At 64.8% G+C, this 21383-nt stretch carries 19 protein-coding genes; 3 read left to right on the forward strand and 16 right to left on the reverse strand.

Translation table 11 applies throughout. The annotated features are described in order from the left end of the window. Positions 1-24 precede the first annotated feature (24 nt). Complete coding sequence (locus SDENCHOL_RS01005; RefSeq protein ID WP_154715717.1) at positions 25-717, reverse strand: YggS family pyridoxal phosphate-dependent enzyme; 693 nt, start codon at positions 715-717, stop codon at positions 25-27. 76 nt (positions 718-793) lie between these two features. Here SDENCHOL_RS01005 and SDENCHOL_RS01010 point away from each other — a divergent pair, with 76 nt between their 5' ends. Beyond that, positions 794-1837, forward strand: a complete 1044-nt coding sequence (locus tag SDENCHOL_RS01010) for a type IV pilus twitching motility protein PilT (protein ID WP_154715718.1) — start codon at positions 794-796, stop codon at positions 1835-1837. A gap of 86 nt (positions 1838-1923) precedes the next feature. Beyond that, a complete protein-coding gene (locus SDENCHOL_RS01015) occupies positions 1924-3060 on the forward strand; it encodes a PilT/PilU family type 4a pilus ATPase (RefSeq protein ID WP_154715719.1) in 1137 nt (378 codons plus the stop codon). 63 nt (positions 3061-3123) lie between these two features. Here the strand turns inward: SDENCHOL_RS01015 and SDENCHOL_RS01020 are convergent, their stop codons facing one another. The 5 genes from SDENCHOL_RS01020 to SDENCHOL_RS01040 all read right to left on the reverse strand — a co-directional run bounded on the left by SDENCHOL_RS01020 (position 3124) and on the right by SDENCHOL_RS01040 (position 8221). Continuing rightward, positions 3124-4302 (reverse strand): GGDEF domain-containing protein, encoded by a 1179-nt coding sequence (locus tag SDENCHOL_RS01020; protein ID WP_154715720.1) that lies wholly within the window; start codon positions 4300-4302, stop codon positions 3124-3126. Positions 4303-4526: 224 nt separating this feature from the next. Further along, positions 4527-5990: a 4-hydroxy-3-polyprenylbenzoate decarboxylase gene (gene ubiD / locus SDENCHOL_RS01025; protein ID WP_154715721.1), complete on the reverse strand. Its 1464-nt coding sequence runs from the start codon at positions 5988-5990 to the stop codon at positions 4527-4529. Between the two features lie 13 nt (positions 5991-6003). Continuing rightward, complete coding sequence (gene ubiA / locus SDENCHOL_RS01030) at positions 6004-6885, reverse strand: 4-hydroxybenzoate octaprenyltransferase (RefSeq protein ID WP_154717315.1); 882 nt, start codon at positions 6883-6885, stop codon at positions 6004-6006. Positions 6886-6887: 2 nt separating this feature from the next. After that, on the reverse strand, positions 6888-7442 hold the full coding sequence (locus SDENCHOL_RS01035; RefSeq protein WP_154715722.1) for a chorismate--pyruvate lyase family protein: 555 nt from the start codon (positions 7440-7442) through the stop codon (positions 6888-6890). 29 nt (positions 7443-7471) lie between these two features. Continuing rightward, positions 7472-8221 carry a Nif3-like dinuclear metal center hexameric protein gene (locus SDENCHOL_RS01040; protein ID WP_154715723.1) on the reverse strand — a complete coding sequence of 250 codons (750 nt, stop codon included), beginning with the start codon at positions 8219-8221 and terminating at the stop codon, positions 7472-7474. Positions 8222-8323: 102 nt separating this feature from the next. On the opposite strand from SDENCHOL_RS01040, the gene SDENCHOL_RS01045 reads away from it, so the two are divergent. Next, on the forward strand, positions 8324-9502 hold the full coding sequence (locus SDENCHOL_RS01045; protein ID WP_154715724.1) for a Do family serine endopeptidase: 1179 nt from the start codon (positions 8324-8326) through the stop codon (positions 9500-9502). Positions 9503-9571: 69 nt separating this feature from the next. On the opposite strand, the gene tatC is transcribed toward SDENCHOL_RS01045, so the two are convergent. The 10 genes from tatC to SDENCHOL_RS01095 form a co-directional block, all read right to left on the reverse strand. Further along, positions 9572-10342 (reverse strand): twin-arginine translocase subunit TatC, encoded by a 771-nt coding sequence (tatC, locus tag SDENCHOL_RS01050; protein WP_154715725.1) that lies wholly within the window; start codon positions 10340-10342, stop codon positions 9572-9574. Continuing rightward, complete coding sequence (gene tatB / locus SDENCHOL_RS01055; protein WP_154715726.1) at positions 10339-10845, reverse strand: Sec-independent protein translocase protein TatB; 507 nt, start codon at positions 10843-10845, stop codon at positions 10339-10341. The genes tatC and tatB overlap by 4 nt, the downstream gene beginning before the upstream one ends. A gap of 63 nt (positions 10846-10908) precedes the next feature. Continuing rightward, positions 10909-11130, reverse strand: coding sequence for a Sec-independent protein translocase subunit TatA (tatA, locus tag SDENCHOL_RS01060; protein WP_154715727.1), 222 nt, complete (start codon positions 11128-11130; stop codon positions 10909-10911). 45 nt (positions 11131-11175) lie between these two features. Continuing rightward, positions 11176-11529, reverse strand: a complete 354-nt coding sequence (locus SDENCHOL_RS01065) for a histidine triad nucleotide-binding protein (protein ID WP_154715728.1) — start codon at positions 11527-11529, stop codon at positions 11176-11178. Beyond that, the gene (locus SDENCHOL_RS01070; protein ID WP_154715729.1) at positions 11522-11860 is read right to left on the reverse strand and encodes a phosphoribosyl-ATP diphosphatase; all 339 of its coding nucleotides are present in this window, start codon (positions 11858-11860) and stop codon (positions 11522-11524) included. The genes SDENCHOL_RS01065 and SDENCHOL_RS01070 overlap by 8 nt, the downstream gene beginning before the upstream one ends. A 114-nt stretch (positions 11861-11974) precedes the next feature. After that, a complete protein-coding gene (locus SDENCHOL_RS01075) occupies positions 11975-15211 on the reverse strand; it encodes a flavodoxin domain-containing protein (RefSeq protein WP_154715730.1) in 3237 nt (1078 codons plus the stop codon). A 62-nt stretch (positions 15212-15273) separates the two neighbouring features. Continuing rightward, on the reverse strand, positions 15274-16356 hold the full coding sequence (locus SDENCHOL_RS01080) for a lipid A deacylase LpxR family protein (RefSeq protein WP_154715731.1): 1083 nt from the start codon (positions 16354-16356) through the stop codon (positions 15274-15276). 15 nt (positions 16357-16371) lie between these two features. Then, the gene (locus tag SDENCHOL_RS01085; protein WP_154715732.1) at positions 16372-17523 is read right to left on the reverse strand and encodes an ABC transporter permease; all 1152 of its coding nucleotides are present in this window, start codon (positions 17521-17523) and stop codon (positions 16372-16374) included. Between the two features lie 3 nt (positions 17524-17526). Next, on the reverse strand, positions 17527-20277 hold the full coding sequence (rbbA, locus tag SDENCHOL_RS01090) for a ribosome-associated ATPase/putative transporter RbbA (RefSeq protein WP_154715733.1): 2751 nt from the start codon (positions 20275-20277) through the stop codon (positions 17527-17529). A 4-nt stretch (positions 20278-20281) separates the two neighbouring features. Next, complete coding sequence (locus SDENCHOL_RS01095) at positions 20282-21379, reverse strand: HlyD family secretion protein (RefSeq protein ID WP_154717316.1); 1098 nt, start codon at positions 21377-21379, stop codon at positions 20282-20284. Positions 21380-21383 lie beyond the last annotated feature (4 nt).

Here is a 21383-nt window from a genome sequence, read left to right on the forward strand (position 1 = left end):
GGAATGAAAAAAGCGTGGGGAAGTTTAGTCGACGCGGGTGCGCGTACCGAAAATCGCCGTGCCGACGCGGACGATGGTCGCGCCTTCGGCGATGGCCAGCTCGAAATCATGGCTCATGCCCATCGACAACGCATCCAGCGCCAGACCTTCGGCATTGAGCTGGTCGCGCAATTCGCGCAGCAGGCGGAAGCGGCCGCGCAGCAAGGACTCGTCTTCGCTCGGCTCGGGGATGGCCATCAGGCCGCGCAACCGCAGCCGGGGCAGCCGCGCCACGGCACGGGCCAGGGCGCGCACCTCGGCGGGCGCAACACCATGCTTGCTGGCTTCGCCGCTGACATTCACCTGGATGCAGACCTGCAGCGGCGGCAGTGCGGCGGGACGCTGTGCCGACAGGCGTTCGGCGATCTTCAGGCGGTCGACTCCATGCACCCAGGCGAAGTGCTCGGCAACCTCGCGCGTCTTGTTGCTCTGCAGGGGACCGATGAAATGCCATTCGATGCCGGGATCGGCCAGCGCGATGATTTTCTCCACGCCCTCCTGCACATAATTTTCGCCGAAAGATCGCTGCCCGGCCGCGCGTGCCTGGCGTACCGCCTCCGCCGGCCAGGTCTTCGAAACCGCCAGCAGATGCACGCTGCCATCATCCCTTGCAGACACGCGCAATGCGCGGCGGATGCGCTCTTCCACGGCTTGCAAGTTGTCGGAAATTGTTGTCATAATGCCGCGGTAGTATACAGTGTCACCTGGCGGCAAATCGCGCACCAACCTCGCTCACCCACGGGAAATCATCCTCATGGATATTACTGAACTGCTTGCCTTCGCCGTCAAGAACAAGGCCTCCGACCTGCACCTTTCCTCCGGTCTGCCGCCGATGATCCGCGTGCATGGCGACATCCGCCGCATCAATCTGCCGCCGATGGAGCACAAGGATGTGCACGCCATGATCTACGACATCATGAACGACAGCCAGCGCAAGCACTATGAGGAAAATCTCGAAGCCGACTTTTCCTTCGCCGTTCCCGATCTGGCGCGTTTCCGGGTAAATGCCTATATCCAGCAACGCGGCGCGGCCGCCGTGCTACGGACGATTCCATCGAAAATCCTCTCGCTCGAGGAACTCAACTGTCCGAAGATCTTCGCCGAGATCGCCAAGTTTCCGCGCGGCCTGGTGCTGGTGACCGGCCCGACCGGCTCGGGCAAATCGACCACCCTGGCAGCGATGGTGAATGACATCAACGAAAACGATTACGGCCACATCCTCACCGTCGAGGATCCGATCGAATTCGTGCACGATTCGAAGAAATCGCTGATCAACCAGCGTGAAGTCGGCGCGCACACCCTGTCCTTCTCCAACGCGCTGCGTTCGGCATTGCGCGAGGATCCGGACGTGATCCTGGTCGGCGAAATGCGCGACCTGGAAACCATCCGCCTGGCAATGTCGGCCGCCGAAACCGGTCACCTGGTATTCGGCACCCTGCATACTTCCTCGGCGGCCAAGACCGTCGACCGCATCATCGACGTCTTCCCCGGCGACGAGAAGGAAATGGTCCGCGCCATGCTTTCCGAATCGTTGCGTGCGGTGATTTCACAGACGCTGCTGAAGACCAAGGACGGCAACGGCCGGGTGGCCGCGCACGAAATCATGATCGGTACCCCGGCCATCCGCAACCTGATCCGCGAAGCCAAGGTGCCGCAGATGTATTCGGCCATCCAGACCGGTCAGGCCCTCGGCATGCAGACGCTCGACCAGAGCCTGGCCGATCTGGTACGGCGCAACGTCGTCAGCTCCAACGAAGCACGCATGCGGGCGGCGAACAAGGACTCCATCCCCCTCTGACGGCGTGCGCTCCAAGGAACGCACGAACGCCGCAAGCAATCGCCTCATTTGCCTCACCCTCACTCCCGCAAGGATAGCGCCGGATCATGGAACGTGACGAAGGTCTGAAGTTCATGTGTCAGTTGCTGAGCATGATGCTCGGCAAGAATGGTTCGGATCTCTTCATCACGGCCGGTTTCCCGCCGGCGATGAAGATCGACGGCAAGCTCACGCCGGTGACGTCGCAGTTGCTGACGCCGCAGCACACCCAGGAACTGGCGCGTTCGATCATGAACGACAAGCAGGCGGCCGAGTTCGAGGCGACCAAGGAGTGCAACTTCGCCATCAACCCGGCCGGCATCGGGCGTTTCCGCGTCAACGCCTTCATCCAGCAGGGGCGCGTCGGGCTGATCCTGCGCACCATCACCACCAATATTCCGAAATTCGACGATCTCAAGCTGCCGCCGGTGCTCAAGGACGTCGCCCTGGCCAAGCGCGGCCTGGTGCTCTTCGTCGGCGGCACCGGCTCGGGCAAGTCGACTTCGCTGGCGGCGATGATCGGCCATCGCAACGAGCACAGCCATGGCCACATCATCACCATCGAGGATCCGGTCGAATATGTGCATCCACACATCAACTGCATCGTCACCCAGCGCGAAGTCGGCGTCGATACCGACTCCTGGGAAGCCGCGCTGAAGAACACCCTGCGCCAGGCGCCGGACGTGATCCTGATCGGCGAAATCCGCGATCGCGAAGTCATGGAACATGCCATCGCCTTTGCCGAAACCGGCCATCTGGCGCTCGGCACGCTGCATGCCAACAGCGCCAACCAGGCGCTCGACCGCATCATCAACTTCTTCCCCGAAGACCGCCGTCAACAGTTGCTGATGGATCTCTCGCTGAACCTGCGCGCCATCGTCGCCCAGCGCCTGATCCCGCTCAGGGAAGGCGAAGGACGGGCAGCCGCCGTCGAGATCATGCTGAATTCACCGCTGATTTCCGACCTGATCTTCAAGGGCGAAGTGTCGGGCATCAAGGAAATCATGAAAAAGTCCCGCGAGCTGGGCATGCAGACTTTCGACGCCTCGCTCTTCGATCTCTTCGAAGAAGGCCGCATCAGCTACGAGGACGCGCTGCGCAACGCCGATTCGCTGAACGACCTGCGCCTCAACATCAAGCTGAACAGCAAGACCGCCAAGGACATGGACCTGTCCTCGGGCATCCAGCATCTCGATATCGTCTGAGCATCCGGGCGGTCGTCTAAGCACCTGCTGCAGGCGGCATCGAGCCCGATCAGCTTGCGGCGCCTATTTCTTGCCCTTGCCGGCAATTGCCTTGTTGTACGTCCGCCAGGTGTTGTGTTCCTTCTTGGCCTCGTACATCGCCTCGTCGGCATATTGCTTCAGCGCCTCGATCCCGTAGGCATCCAGCGGGAACATGGCGAAGCCCAGGCTGCCGGTCACACCGACTTCACCCGCACTGGTCTTGATCGGTTTGGCGATCGCCGTCAACAGGCGGTTCGCCATTTTCTCCATGGCCTCGGGCTCGCCGCCGGCCACATCGAGCATCAGCATGAACTCATCGCCGCCGTGGCGGCCGACGAAGTCCGAGCCGCGCAGCACCGCGCGCAACCGTTCGGAAACGATGCGCAGCACTTCGTCGCCGACGGCATGGCCGAATTGGTCATTGATCGGCTTGAAGCCATCGAGATCGAGATAACCGAGGGCAAAGCGGCGCGGCGGCGCCTGCATGCCGTACAGATCGATGCGCTCCTGCAGCATGGCATCGAAATTGCGGCGATTGGCCAGGCCGGTGAGTGGGTCGGTCTTGGCCAGGCGGACGTATTTTTCACGCTCCAGGTCGCGCTCGCGCTTGAGCGCGGCGGCAGTGAATTCATAGATGAAACCCATGCCGGAGATCGCCGCCAGATTGACGAAACTGACCAGGAAGTGGGTGATGATCAGTTGTTCGGGCGTATTGACCGTTTGTATGAAGTCAATCCCGAAATAATGCAGGATGACCATACTGATGAGGATCAGGAAGACCGCGGCAACGACATGGCCGCCCCAGCGCACCCCACCGAAGAAATAGGCCGTCAGCGGCGGCACGACGAGCAACGGGGTAACCGGCGAATGTGCGACGCCGCCGGAAACGCAGATTCCGCCGACGACCAGCAGCAACAGCACGCATACGGTCGCTACGGCAGAAAACATGTAGCTGCCGCGACGATGCAGGAGAGCCAGCAAGCCGATGAAGCAGCCTGTCGTCGGCAGCAGCAGTCCGCCAGCGATCAGTATCGAGGTTTGCGTGAAATTGATCAGCGGAACGGCCAGGAAGGCCGACAGCGACACTACCGGGAAAATCAGTATCGTCGCAATCAATATGCGGGCGCGATGGAACATGTCCGAATCGACACGCAGGCTCGGGTGAATGAAGTAATCCACCAGCGCGATCAGAAAACGCTGCTTATCGGTAGTGCTTTTCATGGGCGAAATCCCGGAAATTGGATCGGATGTGCCAACGGAGTGACCGGACGACAGCTACCGGGGAAACATTCTAGGATTTCGACCTGAGGGTCATTCGCAGAGGATAGGGGTAATCCCCAGCCAATATTTTTTCTGGCCCGCCCTGCGGAAGGCGGGTTTCCTTGCCTGCAAGCGATTGAAATGGCGGGAGAGTCTCACCGGTCCGCCATGACAGGCGATACCGGTCAGAGGCCGAGTTCCAGCCAGATTTCATCGACACGGCGCCTGACGGCTTCATCCATGACGATGGGCCGGCCCCACTCGCGCGTGGTTTCCTCCGGCCACTTGTTGGTCGCATCGATGCCCATCTTGCTGCCCAGACTGGCCACGGGCGAGGCGAAGTCGAGATAGTCGATCGGTGTGTTCTCGGCGATCAGCGTATCGCGCGCCGCATCGACGCGCGTGGTCAACGCCCAGATCACGTCTTTCCAGTCACGGATGTTCACATCCTCGTCGGTGACGATGATGAACTTGGTGTACATGAACTGGCGCAGGAAACTCCAGATGCCGAACATCACCCGCTTGGCGTGGCCGGGATACTGCTTTTTGATGCCGACCACGGCCAGCCGGTAGGAGCAGCCCTCCGGCGGCAGGTAGAAGTCGACAATTTCGGGAAACTGTTTCTGCAGCAGCGGCACGAACACTTCGTTCAAAGCCACCCCCAGCATCGCCGGCTCGTCGGGCGGCTTGCCGGTGTAGGTGCTGTGGTAAATCGGCTCGCGGCGCATGGTGATGCGCTCGATGGTGAATACGGGAAATGCTGCCTGCTCGTTGTAGTAGCCGGTATGGTCGCCATAGGGGCCTTCCAGCGCCGTCTCGTCCGGATGAATGACGCCTTCGAGGACGATCTCGCTGGAGGCCGGCACTTGCAGGTCGCTACCCAGACACTGCACCAGCTCGGTCTTCGCGCCGCGCAGCAGACCGGCAAACTGATATTCGGACAGCGTATCCGGCACCGGCGTCACCGCCCCCAGCACGGTGGCCGGATCAGCGCCGATGACCACGGCGACGGGAAAGGGCTGGCCGGGATTTTTCTCGCAGTGCTCGCGGAAATCCAGCGCGCCGCCGCGATGCGCCAGCCAGCGCATGATCACCTTGTTCGGCCCCAGCACCTGCTGGCGGTAGATGCCCAGATTTTGCCGCGTCTTGTTCGGCCCGCGCGTCACCACCAGCCCCCAGGTGATCAGCGGCGCCACGTCGCCCGGCCAGCAATGCTGGATCGGCAGGCGGGAAAGATCGACGTCGGCGCCTTCCCACACCACGTCCTGGCAGGGCGCCGAGGACAATACCTTGGGCGCCATGTTGAGCACCTGCTTCAACACCGGCAGCTTGTCCCAGGCATCCTTGAGTCCCTTCGGCGGCTCCGGCTCCTTGAGGTAGGCCAGCAGCTTGCCGACTTCGCGCAGCGCTGCGACATCCTCCTCGCCCATGCCCAGGGCGACGCGGCGCGGCGTGCCGAACAGGTTGGCGAGTACCGGGACGTTCGAGCCTCTGGGCTTCTCGAACAGCAGCGCCGGCCCGCCGGCGCGCAGCACGCGATCGCAGATCTCGGTCATCTCCAGATGCGGATCGACCTCGACGCCGATGCGCTTCAGTTCGCCCATCTTCTCCAGTTCGGCGATGAATTCGCGCAGGTCATGGTATTTCATCGGCAGATTTCCTTCATGGGAACGACGGCGCGCGCAACTGATAGTCGGCAAGCAGCCCGGCAAAGATCGCCGCGCCGAACCAGTTGTTGTGGCGGAAGGCCGCAAAACAGCCGGCGCGGTCGCGGCCGCGGATCAGCGTGTAGTGATACAGCGCGATGGCGGCGGCCAGCAACAGGCCCAGGTAAAACCATGCGCCGCGCTGATAGTGGGCGCCCACCGCGGCGAGCAGGATTAGGGTCGCGGCATAGCACAGCATCACCGCCGCCACATCGCAGCGGCCGAAGGTGATGGCCGAGGTGCGGATGCCGATCTTCAGATCGTCCTCGCGATCGACCATGGCGTATTCGGTATCGTAAGCCACCGCCCAGCAGACGTTGGCCGCCAGCAGCAGCCAGCAGATCGCCGGCAGCGCGTTCTGCACGGCGGCGTAGGCCATGGGGATGCCGAAACCGAAGGCGATGCCCAGATAGGCCTGCGGTATCGCCAGGAAACGCTTGGTGAGCGGGTAGCTGGCCGCCAGGAAGACGGCCAGCACGGCCAGTCCCCAGATGAGCGAGGACGAAAGCGGCAGAATCAACAGCCCCGCCAGAACGACCAGCGCGGCAGCCAGCAGCAGCGCTTCCTTCACCGACACCGCGCCCGTGGCCAGCGGTCTATCCTTCGTGCGCTCGACATGGCCATCGTAATTGCGATCGGCGACATCGTTCATCACGCAGCCGGCCGAGCGCATCAGCAAAGTACCGAGGGCGAAAATCCACACCAGCAGCAAAGGCGGCTGCCCATTGGCGGCAAACAGCAGCGCCCACAGCGTCGGCCAGAGCAGCAGCAGGCTGCCGATCGGTTTATCCAGGCGCATGAGTTTTTCGTAGGCATCGAGCCGTTGGCGCAACCCCATGTTCATGTCGCAAACGCCTCCGGCAAAAACACCTCGCACACCATCAGCAACTTGCCGCCGCGCGTGAACACCGAACGCCGCGCCCACAGATACGGCGCGCTGCCGGCCTCGATGCCGGCGGCCCGAATGGCCGCGCGATACAGCGGATGACGCGCATCGAGGCGGCGAAAACGCAGCGGCTGGCGGGCGATGCGTGGATCGGCGAACAAGGCCGCGCCGAGCGGGCGCTCACCCATGCGGGCAAACAATTGCCAGGGACCGCGCGCATGCTTCCGTGCCAGCAGTGAATGCGCGAACACGCGCGGCACGCCGTCGGCGATCAGCAGCACCTCCCGCCCCCAGGCCCATTCGCGGGGAGCAATCTGCAGCGCCGCGGACTCATCGGCACCCGGCCGCAATATCCGCTGACGCAGCACCTGCACCGCAAAACTGCTGCTGCGCTCGCGCAGGCGTGCCGTCAGCGAACCATCGTCACTCAGCCAGCCGCGTTGCCGGGCACTGAGGGCGGGATGACGCAAATGACGACGCCAGGTGGCGGCAGGACGCGAGGCAGACATGGCAGCGCATTTTATCCCGCCGCCTTGCTTCATACCGGATTGTCGATGTCGACATAAATGCATTCCAGCCCATGCCGCTCCTGCAGATGCGCGCCGAGCGCCTGGACGCCGTAGCGCTCCGTGGCGTGATGGCCGGCGGCGATGTAGGGAATGCCGCTTTCCTGTGCCAGATGCCAGGTCTGTTCGGAAATCTCGCCGGAGACGAAACAATCGGCGCCCGCCGCAATGGCCTGCTCGAAATAACCCTGCGCGCCACCCGAGCACCAGGCGATGCGGCGCAGCGTCCGCTGCCCATTGCCAACCAGTTGCGGCCGGCGGCCGAGCACGTGCTCCAGGGCCGTCGCCAGTTCCGCCGCGGTCCGGCTGCTTGCGGCAGGGCTGCCGAAAAAACCGAGTTCCTGTTCGCCGAAACGGCCTTCGACGCGCCAGCCCAGATGGCGGGCCAACTGGGCATTGTTGCCCCATTCCGCGTGCGCATCCAGCGGCAGGTGATAGGCGTAGAGATTGATGTCGTGCGCCAGCAAGCGAGCCATGCGCTGCTTGCGAAAACCAATAACGCGGCCATCCTCGCCGCGCCAGAACCAGCCGTGGTGCACCAGCAGGGCATCGGCCCGGGCGGCAATGGCCGCCTCGATCAGGGCCTGGCTGGCGGTGACGCCGCAAACGATGCGCCCGACCTCGGCGCATCCTTCCACTTGCAAACCGTTTGGGCAATAATCGCGGAATCTCGCGGCTTCCAGGCAGCCATCCAGATAACTGGCCAGCTCATCACGCTGCATGTCCGATCTCCAGCAGTTTTCACAATTTTCTGAGCAAGGCGTTGCCCGCGGCCGACACTCGACACGCGATACTCAACACCCACCGGGCAGAAAGATGAAAGTATGCACCGTCTCTGGCTGATTTTTGCACAGGCCGTCACGATCAGCGTCGCCGGACTGTTTGCCTTTCACACGCTGCAGCCGCTCTGGTTCGCCCAGCCGCAGGCGCCAGCGGAAAATCGCGGCAGCATGGTGCAGGAAGCGGCGCCGGGCATGGCGGAACCGGCAGAGGACGAGCACAGGACGGATGGCTATCGCCGCGCGGCGCAGCGGGCCATGCCTTCGGTGGTGCACATCTTCACCAGCCAGGAAGTGAAGACGCCGCGCAACCCTTTTCTCAACGATCCGTTTTTCCGCCACTTCTTCGGCGACCGCGCGGAAATGCAGCCGCAACGCCGGCAGGGCCTGGGCAGCGGGGTGATCGTCAATGGCGACGGCTACATCCTGACCAACAATCACGTCATCGCGGATGCCGACGACATCGAGGTGGCCACGCAGGATGGCCGCAAATACAAGGCGCGCATCGTCGGCGGCGACCCGGATTCCGATCTTGCGGTGGTACGCGTCGACCTCGAGTCCGGCACCCACCTGTCGGCCGTGGTGTTCGCGCCGCCGGAATCGCTGCGCATCGGCGACGTGGTGCTGGCCATCGGCAATCCCTTCGGCGTCGGCCAGACGGTGACGCATGGCATCGTCAGCGCCCTGGGACGCTCGCATCTGGGCATCAACACGTTCGAAAACTTCATCCAGACCGATGCCGCCATCAATCCCGGCAATTCGGGCGGCGCGCTGGTCGATGCGCGCGGCCACCTGGTCGGCATCAACACCGCGATCTATTCACAAAGCGGCGGCTCCATGGGCATCGGCTTCGCCATCCCGGTTTCGCTCGCCAAGACCATCATGGAGCAGATCATCCAGACCGGCACGGTGACGCGCGGCTGGATCGGCGTCGAAGTCCAGGAAATCACGCCGGAGCTGGCCGAGTCATTCAAACTGCCGAATACCGAAGGCGCCCTGATCGCCGGCGTGATGCGCGGCGGACCGGCCGATCTGGCGGGCATCCGCCCCGGCGATGTGCTGCTGGCCGTCGCCGGCACGCGAATCACGGATCCGCAGAGCATGCTGGAGCAGATCGCCAGCCAGACGCCGGGGCAAAAAGCCGTCATCCAGATCCGTCGCGACGGCAGGGAGGGCAGTGTCGCGGTATTGATTGCCCGGCGCCCCAAGCCTCGGCCGGAGTAATCGAGGTGATCGGATAATGCGCGATTGCCGGCCTCCGTCGCGGCAGGGCCGTCTCGTTTCCCGCTTCGCTTATTTGCCGTTGCCGGTCAGCGCCGTCGATTCAGCCGGCGGCTGCCGGGTGATCAGGCCGGCAATGATGATGCCGGCCTCGTAGAGCAGCAACAGCGGGACGGCCAGGAGGAACTGCGAGAGGATGTCCGGCGGGGTGAAGATGGCGCCGACCACGAAGGCGCCGACCACCACATAGGGACGGATTTCCTTCAGTTTGGCGACGCTGACGATGCCGACCTTGACCAGCACGACGACGATGACCGGCACCTCGAAGGTCACGCCGAAGGCGAGGAAGGTGGTCATCACGAAACTCAGATATTTGTCGATGTCGGTCATCACCGCCACGCCTTTGGGCGCGAACGCATTCACGAAAGTGAATACGGTGGGAAAGACGATGAAGAAGGCGAAAGCCATGCCGATGAAAAACAGCACCACGCTGGCAAACAGCAGCGGCGCAGTGAGCTTGCGTTCGCTGGCGTAGAGGCCCGGCGCGACGAAGGACCAGGCCTGGTAGAGCACATACGGCAGGGCGATCAGAAAGGACACCATCAGGGTAACTTTCATCGGCACGAAGAATGCGCCGGCCACGTCGGTGGCGATCATGTGGCCGTCATGCGGCAGGGCGGCAAGCATCGGCTGGGCCAGCAGGGTGTAGATGTCGCGCGCCCAGTTCACCAGACAGAGAAAAACCACCAGCACGGCAATGATCGCCCGGATCAGGCGCGTGCGCAGCTCGATCAGATGAGAGATGAAAGTTTCTTCGGAGGAAGGCGGGGAGGAAGCGCTCATGCCGATGGCCTGGGAGGAATATAGGCCGGCTCGCCGCGATACAGCTCATCCTCGACGCTGGCAAGCTGGGCCGGAGACTCAGCGACGGACTCGGTTGGCACCACGGCTTCCACTGCTTCAGCCGACTCGCCCGCAGCCTGCACGGATGTCTCCACCTCGGCGGCCAGACGCTTGCCGGCGCCGTCGATTTCCTTGCCGGCTTCTTCCACCGTCGACTTGAGGCTGGCCGCCGATTGGGTCAGCGCGGCCTCGGTTTCCAGCATCTGCTTCTTGACCGTGTTTTCCAGATCGCGCGCCTGCTCGGCCATCTGCGCCTGCAGGGCCTTCAACTCCTCGAACTGGATCTGCCGGTTGAGGTCGGTCTTGATGTCGTTCACGTAACGCTGGGCGCGGCCGAGCAGGATGCCGGCCGTCTTCGCCACTTTGGGCAGCTTTTCCGGCCCGATGACGACCAGCGCCACCACCCCAATGACGATCAGTTCGGAAAAGGCAATATCGAGCATGGAAACTCCGGCATCAAGGACGCGCTGCAGCCCGGCCGCACGTGTCCGCGTGCTTCATGCAGATCAGCTCTTGACCTTTTCCTTGACCTCGCCCTCGATGGTCTGGCCGTTGCTCACCTGCTGGGGCGGCACCGAAGTTTCATCCGTCGCCTCGCGCATGCCGTCCTTGAAACCCTTGACGGCGCCACCGAGGTCGGAACCGATGTTCTTCAGCTTCTTGGTGCCGAAGACCAGCATCACGATGACCAGCACGATCAGCCAGTGCCAGATACTCAAGCTACCCATTTCATTCTCCTGATTTGCGAATCGAATTCCGCAGCAAAATCTGCATCAACCATGTTTGGCCAACATGCCGCCCAGCGGTTCCGGACCACCGAGGATGTGAACGTGCAGATGATACACCTCCTGGCAACCGATCCGGCCGGTATTGATGATGGTGCGAAAGCCTTCCTCCAATCCCTGCTCGCGCGCCAGGCGCCCGGCCAGGGCGAGAATCTTGCCGAGTACCGCCGCATCGGCGGGTCCGGCCTCGGCCAGCGAGGCGATGTGCCGCTTGGGGATGATCATGAAATGCACCGGAGCGGCCGGACGGATGTCGTGAAAGGCGTAGACGTCCTCGTCTTCATACACCTTGCGGCAAGGCAGCTCGCCGGCAACGATCCGGCAGAAAATGCAATCACTCATGACCGTGCTCCTGCGTGCGGGATTTCTTCTCGTCGATGCCGGAAATACCCTCGCGGCGGCGCAGCTCGCAAGCCACATCATCGACGCTGACGCCGAAATGGCTGAGCAATATCATGCTGTGGAACCACAGATCGGTGACTTCGCGCACCAGGTGCAGGCGATCGCCGTCCTTGGCCGCCATGATGGCTTCGGCGGCTTCCTCGGCGACTTTCTTGCAGATGCTGTCGGTGCCCTTGGCGTACAGGCTGGCGACATAGGACGTGCCCGGCGCGGCCTTCCTGCGCTCTTCCAGGGTGGCCTGCACACGGCGCAGAATTTCCAGATCGATCATGATGGACTCCTCGCTGCGGACGGCAAAGATGGCAAAAGGCGCATCATAACCCAGGCCGTTCTGCTCTCCCTCCCCACTCGCCGTTCCCCGGCAGCCGACGCGCCGACGAACCGATCAGCCCCAGACATCCTTCAGATAACGCCCGGCGCGGGCCACGGCATCGAGATAGCTGCGTGCTTCTTCCGGCGTTTTCCGCCCTTGCTGCATGATGATGTCCAGCAGCGCCTGCTCGACATCGCCGGCCATGTGCGTGGCGTCGCCGCAAACATAGAAACTGGCGCCACGCTCGAGGCGCTGCCAGATCAATGCGGCCTCATCGCGCAGGCGCTGCTGGACGTAGATTTTCTCCGGCTGGGTGCGCGAGAAAGCCGTGATCAGGCGAATCTCGCCGGCGGCATCGAGCGCCTGCCATTCCTCGCGGTAGAGGAAGTCGCGCTCGGGATGGCGGCAACCGAAGAACAGCAGCGGCACGTCGCCGTCCGGCCAGATCCGGGCGAGCGTCTTGCCGCTGGCCTCCGCCTGCTTCGCCATGTGCTGGACGAAACCGCGGAACGGCGACACGCCGGTGCCCGGGCCGATCATCACGCAGCCGACCGGCGCATCGAGCGCGACCGGGCGGAAAGCCTGGTTGGCCTGAAGAAACACGTCGCACTCGGCGCCGATGTCGAGATGCGCGGCGAGGTAGTTCGAGGCCAGGCCCTCGCGCGGCTTGCCGTGGGTCTCGAAGCGCACGCGCGAGACGCACAGCGTGATCTGCTCGGCTTCGACGAGCGGCGACGAGGCGATCGAGTAGAAGCGCGGCTGGATCGGCGACAACAGCTTGACCCAATCCTCGGCACCGAGCTGGCGGGCCGTCTGCGGAAAGTCTTCGAGCAGATCGACGAGTTCGCGGCCGTGCGAATACTCGCGCGCCGCGGCAGCCGCATCGCCGCCGTGCGCGGCAACGATTTTCCGCCACTGCGCGAGCTCTTCATCGTCGTCGATCTGCGCGACGAACTTCTCGACGCGGGCGCGGTTCAACGGCTTGATGTCGAGACGCGCCAGCAGCGCGTCTTCGAAGCGCAGGCTATCCTGGCCGCCCGGGCCGAGGTCGACCGTCGTGTCGCCGTCCAGGTCCATCAGTTCGAGGATGCGCGCGACCAGCACCGGCGAGTTGTGCGGCAGCACGCCCAGCGCATCGCCCGGCTGCCAGTCCATGCGGCGCGGATCGGGGAAGTGGCGCAGGTCGAGTTCCAGCGACACGGTTTCCTGCCCATCGTTTGCCGCGTCGTCGGCCTGGGTGAGCAGGGTGCGCGCGACGATGCGCGCGCGGCAGGGATGCTTGCGCGAAATCTGCGCGTTGCTGTCCTGGCCGGCATAGTGCGCCTGGGCGGCGGCGAGCAGGTAGTCGCCGGCGGCGTCCTGCGTGGCGAGCGGCGGCGACTTTTCGAGGATGGTGTGCACGGCATCGAACCAGGCGCCGAGTTGGTCTTCGTCTTCCTGGTCGACTTCGTGCACGCGGCACGCGGCGCGCGCGCCGGCCTTGCCCAGCAGCGCATGCAGATTGTGGCCGGCGCGGCAGAAGTTCGGGTAGGAACTGTCGCCGCAGGCCAGCAGCGCGTAGGCGGTCTGCTTGAGCGCAGCATCGCCCGCCTGCTCCAGCCATTCGACGAAGGACTTGGCATTCTCCGGAAACTCGCCGTCGCCGGCGGTGGCGCAGACGACGAACACCAGCGGCTCGCGCGACCAGTCGATCAGGTGATGCGCGGCGAGGTCGAGCACGCGCGGCGAGAGGGGAACATCTTCGATGGTCACTTCGGCGAGCTCCTCGGCCAGGCGCAGCGCGGCGCCCTTGCAGAAGCCGTACTCGGAACCGTAGAGGATCAGCACGGGCCGCGCGCCGGGCGCCTCGTTGGCGAACTGGAACAGCTCCTCGGCCGGATTGAGGCGGCTCTTCTGCGCCCAGGCTTCCTGCACCGACTTGGCGGAGATCTGCGGATCGCGCAAGCAGACCGCGCTGAACGAACTCCTGCGCGCCGGGTTCTCCTCGGCACGCAGGCGATAGGCGGCATCGCCTGCGGCCTGGCGCAGGATCTTCTGCCTGAAGAATTGCTTGCTGACTTCCCAGGTCAGGGGAAACGCGATGTCGGGGCGGGCATAGGTCGACTTCGGCTTGACGCCGGTCATGATGGCGCCGAACTCGTTCATGAAGCTGTCGCCGGCGCGCTCGGCCAACTTGGCGGCGGCGTCGAGAAAGTAAGGGTAACGGTAGGACATCTTCGCCGACAGCGCCGAGGACTTGAAGTCCTTGCCGAAGGCGTCCATCCAGCGCTGGTGATACACGGCGGCCGCGCCGTCGTCGAAAGTATTTGCAGCAAACATCTCCAGCACGCGCCGCGCGGCTAAACGGCCGCCGATCATCGCCGTGTGGATGCCTTCGCCGGTCAGCGGATCGGTCTGGCCGGCGGCATCACCCACGGCCATGAACTGCTTCATGGTGCTGCGCTCGACGCCGCCCATGCGCAGCGAGGCGGTGCGCACCGGTTCGAGAAACTCGACGCGCGGGCCGAGCACGCGCTGGATGAACGGGTCGTTGAGGATCTTGTCCTCATAGATGCGCGCCGCATCCTCGACCTTTGCGGCACCGCCGGGAATGATGTAGGCGCCCAGATCGATGTCGTCGTTGTAGTGGCGGAACAGCGCGACGTAGCCGGGCAGCACATACTCGGGAAACAGCAGCACGCCGCCGGCCTTGAAGTTGTGCGTGCCGCCCTTGACGTACTGGCGCGCGGCGGCGGCGCTCGGCGCATCCTTGACCACGCCGAGCGCGCGCGCCAGCTTGCTGGTCGCGCCGTCGGCGGCGATCAGCATCCTGCAGCGGAGCTCGCGCTGGTCGACGCAGCGTACCCGCCACAGACCATCCGCGCCGAGCTCGGCGCCGGCGACATTCGCTTCCTCGATCAGCGCGGCGCCGGTTTCGGCGGCGCGCCGGGCGATGCGCTCGTCGCAGATCATGCGCTTGATGGCGAAGGTGCGGTTCTCCTTGGCCACCTGCGCATCGCCGCCTTCGCTGGTCATGTAGTTCTCGCCGCTGGGCGAGACGAAGCCGCCCGAGGTGGTGTCCTGGTACAGGCCGTCGGCGACGATCTGCTGCAACACGCCCATGTCTTCGAGGATGTCCAGCGCCGGCGCGCACCAGGCGTCGCCGCAGTATTTGTCGCGCGGGAAGCGGGCTTTTTCCAGCAGGGCGACCGTCAGCGGCAGGCCTTGCCGGCGCGACTCCTGCACCAGGTAATAGGCCGCCGTCGCCCCCGCCGGCCCGGCGCCGACCACGATGACGTCGAATTGTTGCGGCTCGGCTTCCATAGTCATAGTTAGCCCCAAGCAAAAGTGTACATTGTAAGCCTGTTGCCCGGGATGTGTTTCCGCAGCGCTCAGAAGCGCCTGCCAATCGTGATGGTGCCGTAGACGGGCACGTCCTTTTGGCCGCGAAACTCGCGGCTGCGGTGGTAGCGCGCAAAGGCGATGCGCCAGGCGCCGTGGTACACGGCAGCGCCGTAGCCAATGTCCGCGACGAAAGGCCGTTTGTCCACGTTGTGGCTGGCTTTGAAGGCATTGCCGTCGAGCGTGATGTCGTGCAGTACCCAGCGGGCATCGAGGGCGACGAACAAGTGCCCACTCCAGTCGCCATTCCTTGCCGCATGCAGCGGGGAGGTGTTCTCGCCGGCCGGGCGCAGCGGCGCGGTGCCGAGGTCGTCCGGCAGATGCAGTCCGAAGCGCCACTCGCCGCCGGTATTGGCATAGGTCGCGAAGTTGCCCAGGCTCGCCCCCCAATGCCGCGTGAGATCCCAGCCCCAGCCATCCGCCCCTGCCTGCCGGGTGACGCGGGTACGGCGCTCGTGGAGCAACTGCACCACGGCTTCGTTGCGCAACTGGTGATCCCAGCCGTGGAACCGATCCACGCCGATCAGGTCGTGCCAGGCGTTCTGCGTCTGCTTGGCACGCGCCGCCGGCCCGACCATGCCGAAACGGATCTGGGAAGTGCGCAGGCTGTCCCCACGCCGGGCGTTGTAGCCCAGACTCAGCAGCAATGCGCCCGCGAAAGGCCGGTCATCCGGAATCAGATCGCTGGGCCGGCGGTCGTTCGGGGTGTACATCATCTGTCCCAGGCCGATGATCATGTTCTGTTCGTCGAAACCGCCGGGCTGCAGGAATTCCAGATACCGGTTCAAGCCGCGCACGATGCGGGGCAGGCATGGATCATCACGATAGTTCACCAGGTTGGGAGACACCCAGCTCATGAGAAAGCCATTGGAATAGCCCTGGTCCTGGTCCAGGCCGCCGAACATGTCGTTGTCGATGCGCAGGTTGAGCGTGCCCTTGGCGTGCAAAAGCGTCCTCTCGCTGCATGCGGCCTGGGAGGCTTCCTGTCCGGTTGCGGCAAGAGGCAGACCGGCCAAACAGGATGTCGCAATGGCCAATGGCAATGAAACCCGGTTGCGCAAGTAAAAAAACATCTCCAGAACACTCCATCAAGCCATCTGGCTGATGGTCTTGCGAAAGCGCGCCAGCGACAGCATGAACAATGTCGCACCGATCAGCCCCAGCCACAGGAAGGGCCGCCACACCACGTCCAGTCCCGCGCCACGGAACAGGATGGCCTGGCCGATCTCGACGAAGTGGGTCGTCGGCGCGGCCAGCATGATGTTCTGCACGATGCCGGGCATGGATTCGCGCGGCGTGCTGCCGCCGGAAAGCATCTCCAGAGGCATGATGATAAGTATCATCAGCATCGCGAATTGCGGCATGTTGCGCGCCAGCGTCGCCATGAAGATCCCCATCGCCGTGGTGGCGAACAGGCACAGCGCCGTGCCGGCAAAAAACAGCAGCAGCGAACCGGCCACCGGCACCTGCAGCACGCCCTGCACGATGAAAGTCAGCGATGCCCAGGCCGCCAGCACCACCACCAGACTCATCGACCAGGTTTTGGCGAGCATGATTTGCGCCGGCGTCACCGGCATCACCAGCAGATGCTCGACCGTACCGCGCTCGCGTTCGCGGATCAGCGCCGCGCCGGAGAGGATGATCGACAGCATGGTGATGTAGTTGACCACCTCCACCAGGCTGCCGAACCAGGCCGGTTCCAGCGCCGGGTTGAAGCGCGCCCGCAGCACCAGCTCCACCGGCGGCACGGCGCCGGCGCGCTGGCGTTGCACGAATTCGTCGATCTCGCCCATCACGGTCTGCTGCACGTAGCCGCTGCCGACGAAAGCCTGACTCATGCGGGTGGCATCGACGTTGAGCTGGATGCCGGGCGAGCGCCCGGCCAGCACGTCGCGCTGAAAACCCGGCGGGATCACCAGCACGAAGGTATACAAACCGGCATCCATGCCGGGATCCATCTGCGGCCAGTCGATCATCCGCGGCGGGCTGAACTGTGGTGGATACAGGGCCGCCGCGATGCGCCGGGACAGCGGCGAACGGTCTGCGTCGACGATGGCAATGGGCGCATTGTTGAGCGTCTCCGGCATCGCCGTGGCGGCGGTATACACGCCGATGGTGAACACGTAGACGATCAGCACCAGCATCGCCGGGTCCCGCCACAGGCTCCACAATTCCTTGATGCCCAGGCGCCAGGTATTGGCCAGGAAGAGCAGGAAGGCGCCGGTTCGAGGTTGCCCCATCCCTCACCGCTCCTGTTTGCGCAGCAGGGCAATCGCCGCGCCGACGATCACTGGTGCAGCGACCAGCATGGCCCACAGCGAGGCGTGCAGATCGGAAAAACGCAGCGCCTTGTTGAACACGCCACGGCTGATGTCGATCATGTGGGTGGCCGGATACACCTCGCCCAGCCAGCGCGCGGCGCCCTGCAGCGACGAGACCGGATCGATCAAGCCGGAAAACAGCGAAGCCGGAATCATCGTGCCGATCATCGTAAAGAACATCGCCGCGATCTGGCTGCGGGTGACGCTCGATGCCAGCAGGCCCAGGCCGGTCGCGCAGATGCTGTAGAGCAGCGCGGCCAGCACCAGGGTGGGTGCGCTGCCGGTGAGCGGCACGCCGAAGACCGTCACCGCCAGCAAGGTCATCGTCGCGAAGTTCAGCATGGCCAGCGCCACATAGGGCAGTTGCTTGCCCAGCAGGAACTCGCTGCGGGTGACCGGGGTCACGTAGAGATTCACGATGGCGCCGGTTTCCTTTTCGCGCACCACCGCCAGCGCGGTGAGCATGGCCGGCAGCATCAGCAACATCAGCGGCATGATGGCCGGCACCATGGCCGGCAGGCTTTTCACGTCCGGGTTGTAGCGGAAGCGGGTTTCGATGCTGGCCAGCCCGCCGGCCGTGCCGCCCGTGCGCTGCGCCATCTGCGCGGCCAGCCAGTGCAGATGGATGCCCTGCACGTAGCCGCCGACGGTTTCGGCGCGCTGCGGCATCGCGCCGTCGATCCAGGCGCCGATCTGCACGTGCTTGCCGCGCAGCACGTCACGCATGAAACCGGACGGGATTTCCAGCGCCAGGCTCAGTTCGCCGCTCTTCATGCGCCGATCCAGCTCGGCGTAGTCGGCGATCGGCGGTCGTTCGACGAAATAGCGCGAGCCGGACAACTGCAAGGCGTAGTCGCGGCTGAGCGTGGTCTGGTCGCGGTCGAGCACGGCGTAGCGCAGGTCATTCACATCCATGCTGATGCCGAAGCCCATCACCAGCATCAGGATCACCGAACCCGCCAGCGCCAGCGTTGCCCGCACCGGATCGCGCTGCAATTCCAGCGTCTCCCGCCACAGGTAGGCGATCATGCGCCGCAGGCTGAAGCGCCGGTGCTGTCCGGCAGTGAAATCGTGCGCCGCGCGCCCGCTCTGCATTGCGGTGGGGGACTCGCCCTCCCCGGCAGCCGGCACGCTGCCGTCGGCTTCGAGCAGGTAGCCGATGAAGGCGTCCTCCAGCGACTTCGCGCCGCGCTTGGCCACCAGTCCGGCCGGCACGTCGCTGTCGAGCACCTTGCCGGCGTGCATCATCGACATGCGGTCGCAGCGCTCGGCCTCGTTCATGAAATGAGTGGAAATGAAGATCGTCACCCGGTCGCGCCGCGACAACTCCACCAAAAGCCGCCAGAAAGCGTCGCGCGCCACCGGATCGACGCCCGAAGTGGGTTCGTCGAGGATCAGCATCTCGGGCCGGTGCACCATCGCCACCGCCAGCGACAACCGCTGGCGCACCCCCAGGGGCAGGCTCTCGGGCAGCGCATCCTGCACTTCGCCCAGGCCGAAGCGTTCCATCATCTCGGCCACCCGGGCGGGAATCTGCGCCTCGGGCACGTTGAACAAACGGGCATGCAATACCAGGTTCTGGCGGACGCTCAATTCGCCATACAGCGAGAAGGCCTGCGACATGTAGCCCACGCGCCGGCGGGTGTCGATGTCCTTCGGATCGACCGCGTGGCCGAACAGCCAGGCCTGTCCCTCGCTGGCCGGCAAGAGGCCGGTGAGCATTTTCATCGTGGTGGTCTTGCCGCAGCCGTTGGAGCCGAGGAAACCGAAGATTTCGCCGCGCCGGATGCGGAAGCTGACGTGATCGACGGCGACGAAATCGCCGAAGCGCATGGTCAGATCCCGGGCCTCGATGGCGATGTCGTCCTCATCGACCTGCAGCGGCGGAATGTCGACCGCCCGGTGGCCGCGGGTCTTCTCCGGCGGCAAGAGGCCGATGAAGGCGGCTTCCAGCGAGTCGGTGCCGGTGCGCGCCAGCAATTCCTGCGGCGAGCCGGTCGCCAGCACCTGGCCGGCATCCATCGCCACCAGCCAGTCGAAGCGCTGCGCCTCGTCCATGTAGGCGGTGGCGACGAGCACGCTCATGCCCGGACGTTCGCCGCGGATGCGCGCGATCAAGTCCCAGAACTGCGCGCGCGCCAGCGGATCGACGCCGGTGGTCGGTTCATCGAGAATCAGCAGATCCGGATCGTGGATCAGCGCGCAGCACAGGCCGAGCTTCTGCTTCATGCCGCCCGACAGCTTGCCGGCCGGGCGGGCGAGGAAGGGATACAGGCCGGTGGCGCGGGTGAGATCGTCGATGCGCCGGCGGCGTTCGGCGGCGTCATGCCCGAACAGGCGGGCGAAAAACTGCAGGTTCTCCTCCACCGACAAGGTGGGATAGAGGTTCTTGCCCAGGCCCTGCGGCATGTAGGCGATGCGCGGGCAGGCCGTGTTGCGGTGGCGACGGCTCGCCATGTCGCCGCCCAGCGCTTCGACCCGGCCTTCCTGGATCCTGCGCGCGCCGGCAATCAAGGCCAGCAGGCTGGACTTGCCGACGCCATCGGGGCCGATCAGGCCGACCATGCAGCCGGCGGGAATCTCCTGGTCGATGCCGGCCAGCGCCTCGACCTTGCCATAGCGCAGCCGCACGCCGCGCAGGCGCGCCACGGGCAAGGACGGTGCGCGCTGCACGGGCTCAGTCCACCGCTGGCGTCTGCAGCGCCGGCGTCACCGCCAGCGCGGCGGGCCATGCCGCCTGCGCATCGAGCTTGAGCCAGGCCACGCCCGGCACGCCGGTCTTGACCTTCTCCAGATGACGGCGCAGCAGCTCTGGAGGAATCTGCGCGCGCACGCGGAACATCAGCTTCTGCCGTTCGCTGGCGGTTTCCACCGTCTTCGGCGTGAACTGGGCCTGGCTGGCGACGAAGGACACCCGGGCCGGAATCACGACGCCCTTCGCCGCATCGAGCACGATGCGGACTTCACTGCCCAGCGCGATGCGCCCCGCCGCCGTTTCGGGAACGAAGAACGTCATGTACACATCGGACAGATCGAGCAGGTTGAGCAGCCGCCCGCCGGCGCCGATCACTTCGCCGGGCTGCGCCACGCGCACCTGCACGCGGCCGTCGCGCGGGGCCTTGAGTTCACTGTCGGCGATCTCCACGTCGATCCGCTCGATGGTCGCCTGCACCGCCCTGGCGCGGGATTCCGCGCCGGTCTGCTGCGCCCGGGCCGCCTCGACCGCCGCCTGGGCCGCGACGACCTGCGCCCGCGCGGCAGCGAGCGCGGCTTCCGCGCTGCGCACGCGCGCCCGGTCGTCGTCCAGTTCCTGCTGCGAGGCAGCGCCTTCCTGGCTCAAGGTTGCCGAGCGCGCCAGACGCCGCTGGGCGGCATCGAGCTCGGCCTCGCGCTGGGCAACCTGTGCCTGCACGGCGACAACGTCGCTCCGGCGCAGGCTGATTTGCGCCTTGGCGGCGGCCACGGCATGGAGGGCTTCCTGATGGCCGGCCAGCGCTTCCTCGCGCTGTGCTTCGAGGGTATCGACCTGCATTCTGGCCAGCACCTGTCCGGCGGTGACGAAATCGCCCTCGCGCACGGCAATTTCGCTCACGCGGCCGGGAAGCTTGGCGGCGACGTCGATTTCCGTGGCTTCGATGCGTCCATTGCCGCTGATGAAACCCTCGCCCGGCCCCTGGCTGGCGTACTGCGACCAGCCGTACCAGGCCACCAGGGCGGCGACGGCAAGCGCCCCAATGATAAAAATGGATTTATTCGATGACGAAGTGAATGCCATTGAC

The organism is Sterolibacterium denitrificans (genome assembly GCF_900174485.1).
Lineage (GTDB): Bacteria > Pseudomonadota > Gammaproteobacteria > Burkholderiales > Rhodocyclaceae > Sterolibacterium > Sterolibacterium denitrificans.

Coding starts and splice junctions, on each gene's coding strand:
- ubiD (WP_154715721.1), bottom strand. CDS start 5,990: ATGAAATACCATGACCTGCGCGAATTCATCGCCGAACTGGAGAAGATG.
- SDENCHOL_RS01045 (WP_154715724.1), top strand. CDS start 8,324: ATGCACCGTCTCTGGCTGATTTTTGCACAGGCCGTCACGATCAGCGTC.
- SDENCHOL_RS01095 (WP_154717316.1), bottom strand. CDS start 21,379: ATGGCATTCACTTCGTCATCGAATAAATCCATTTTTATCATTGGGGCG.
- SDENCHOL_RS01010 (WP_154715718.1), top strand. CDS start 794: ATGGATATTACTGAACTGCTTGCCTTCGCCGTCAAGAACAAGGCCTCC.
- SDENCHOL_RS01085 (WP_154715732.1), bottom strand. CDS start 17,523: ATGGGGCAACCTCGAACCGGCGCCTTCCTGCTCTTCCTGGCCAATACC.
- SDENCHOL_RS01065 (WP_154715728.1), bottom strand. CDS start 11,529: ATGAGTGATTGCATTTTCTGCCGGATCGTTGCCGGCGAGCTGCCTTGC.
- SDENCHOL_RS01005 (WP_154715717.1), bottom strand. CDS start 717: ATGACAACAATTTCCGACAACTTGCAAGCCGTGGAAGAGCGCATCCGC.
- SDENCHOL_RS01020 (WP_154715720.1), bottom strand. CDS start 4,302: ATGAAAAGCACTACCGATAAGCAGCGTTTTCTGATCGCGCTGGTGGAT.
- SDENCHOL_RS01075 (WP_154715730.1), bottom strand. CDS start 15,211: ATGACTATGGAAGCCGAGCCGCAACAATTCGACGTCATCGTGGTCGGC.
- tatC (WP_154715725.1), bottom strand. CDS start 10,342: ATGAGCGCTTCCTCCCCGCCTTCCTCCGAAGAAACTTTCATCTCTCAT.
- tatA (WP_154715727.1), bottom strand. CDS start 11,130: ATGGGTAGCTTGAGTATCTGGCACTGGCTGATCGTGCTGGTCATCGTG.
- SDENCHOL_RS01070 (WP_154715729.1), bottom strand. CDS start 11,860: ATGATCGATCTGGAAATTCTGCGCCGTGTGCAGGCCACCCTGGAAGAG.
- ubiA (WP_154717315.1), bottom strand. CDS start 6,885: ATGGGGTTGCGCCAACGGCTCGATGCCTACGAAAAACTCATGCGCCTG.
- SDENCHOL_RS01040 (WP_154715723.1), bottom strand. CDS start 8,221: ATGCAGCGTGATGAGCTGGCCAGTTATCTGGATGGCTGCCTGGAAGCC.
- SDENCHOL_RS01035 (WP_154715722.1), bottom strand. CDS start 7,442: ATGTCTGCCTCGCGTCCTGCCGCCACCTGGCGTCGTCATTTGCGTCAT.
- tatB (WP_154715726.1), bottom strand. CDS start 10,845: ATGCTCGATATTGCCTTTTCCGAACTGATCGTCATTGGGGTGGTGGCG.
- SDENCHOL_RS01015 (WP_154715719.1), top strand. CDS start 1,924: ATGGAACGTGACGAAGGTCTGAAGTTCATGTGTCAGTTGCTGAGCATG.
- SDENCHOL_RS01080 (WP_154715731.1), bottom strand. CDS start 16,356: ATGTTTTTTTACTTGCGCAACCGGGTTTCATTGCCATTGGCCATTGCG.